This window comes from Shewanella sp. YQ_9 (assembly GCF_043103185.1).
GTDB classification, from domain to species: Bacteria; Pseudomonadota; Gammaproteobacteria; order Enterobacterales; family Shewanellaceae; genus Shewanella; species Shewanella algae.
Genome location: NZ_JBICJO010000073.1, coordinates 1 through 1881, shown reverse-complemented (window position 1 = coordinate 1881; position 1881 = coordinate 1). Strand labels below are relative to the sequence as shown.

Here is a 1881-nt window from a genome sequence, read left to right as displayed (position 1 = left end):
GAATGCAAACACTCAGTCAATTCTGTTGCAAAAACAAACCAAATCAGGGTTTTGTTGTCTTTGTCAAAAACTTGACCTTTGGCTAATTGTTTTCACATTCAATGCTAGCTATTGTATAACTAATTCAATAGTTTGGCTTTAGCACTTCCTTAAGCTTAAGGCCGAAAGCAGCAACACTTTTCCGATTTTAGCGGAATGCAGGGACGAACAGAGTTTGGACCTGTGCGGTAGCCATGGCTTTACTCGACGTTTTTTGTTGGGCCTGGGTTGTAGGGCTCGGGTTGTAGCGTTTGAAGCGCTCATGACAAGCACCTCAGAACTGATTTCTATACAGTATTATTGCCGTTCCAGGAAAAATCCCGGAAATTTGCAGCTAAGTTTGCGCGTTATTTCTGTAACATTTTAGAAAATAACATTAAATTCATAAAGTTAAAAAATACAGCTGGTAGATAATAGGTTTGGAAACCGCGCATGCGCGTTTAGCTGCAAGGGATATTAGGGCTAAACTCTATTATATCCAGCTAATACAAACAGATAGCGATGCGCGTTTACACTCCTCCGAGGACTAAAACGCGCATGCGTACTATACAGCTGTTATGTTCAGCTTCTCTCTGGTCCGTACCCTACAATCGCTCCAATTCCAAAAACTAATGAGTTACTAAATTGATCCCAACCATTTTCCACGATCCATTCGTACAAAAAGTGGTTATTTTTATAATTGGAGGCATTGTTAGTAACTACTTCCATCTTATCAGAGATAAACGGAAAGAGTTCAATGATGCGACTGAACAAGTAAGACAATTGCTCAATACCGAGATACGCCACCTCTCTAACAACAAAAATAGTATTAGTGACCGGCTTATTCCAGAATTGGAGGCTGTCTGCGACTATATTCCACTCCGCCACCAAGGAAGCTATGAAAGCTGTAAGGCAAAATATAAAGAAGCATATAAAAGTCATAATTATACCAATGCGGATGGCGACGTAGTAGTCACGCAAGATATTCCTCATGTTTTAAAGATCCTCCAAGATTTAAAGAAAATATTTAAACGTAGATAACCAACAATGGGCGTTTTATGTCTGACCTACCAATGAACGATGAATGGCGTCCAGCCTGCCCTAAATGTGAAGGGACTGATTTCAAGGCTGTTTTGAATAGAAGAATAATCAATGTGGATAAATGTACAGTTATGATTATTTGCTCTAATCTACAGTGTCAAACAGTTGTTGGTGTCCTCGCCTATTCCGATGTTTATAATGAAGGCTAATCAATATCCCTTAAATAGAATTTAGCCAACAATAATTGTTGCTGCTTAAATAGTATTTCAAGGGCTTCATTTACAGCCGCAAGTTGTGCGCGGTTGTTTTGTGCTCTTGCATTATGATTAAGGCTTTCAGCCACAATTATAAAATCTTTATTTACTGCCATATAAATTACCTCCACAATTAATTAAAATACATAACAAGGCTCTGTTGTCGGACATTCATTGCGGCTGCGCCTTCATTCATGCCGCAAAGCTGTACGTTATGCTTAATTACGTAAAATCAGTGGTTTATGTTTTTCTTTGCTTCCTCGGCTGGTTGGTTTTGTGTTTGTCGGCAAGTTGGCTTTTGTGAGCGCTATTTTCTGGACATCCATTCTTGGGCGCTAAAAATTCTGAGAGTTGCCTCAATCAATTTTCGGGCAAGCGCGAGGTTAGGGCAGTTGACTCAATCAGAAATCCATTTCTAGGTTTTCAAGCTTCAAACTAGATTTGCCAAAATTCCGAGCCCGAATATCAAAACTATGATTCATTTCGGTTTTCTAAGTTTTTGCTTTTGTTTCTGAATCAAAGTCGAGTTAATCTTGGTTCAGGCAAAACGTAAGTTATTGAAGCTTAA

2 protein-coding genes are annotated in these 1881 nt (G+C 39.0%); one reads left to right on the top strand and one right to left on the bottom strand.

The genetic code is table 11. The annotated features are described in order from the left end of the window. Positions 1-663: 663 nt before the first annotated feature. The gene (locus ACF8D4_RS19680; RefSeq protein ID WP_392466588.1) at positions 664-1059 is read left to right on the top strand and encodes a hypothetical protein; all 396 of its coding nucleotides are present in this window, start codon (positions 664-666) and stop codon (positions 1057-1059) included. Positions 1060-1264: 205 nt separating this feature from the next. Here ACF8D4_RS19680 and ACF8D4_RS19675 read toward each other — a convergent pair whose 3' ends face one another. Continuing rightward, complete coding sequence (locus tag ACF8D4_RS19675; protein WP_392466585.1) at positions 1265-1429, bottom strand: hypothetical protein; 165 nt, start codon at positions 1427-1429, stop codon at positions 1265-1267. Positions 1430-1881: the final 452 nt, after the last annotated feature.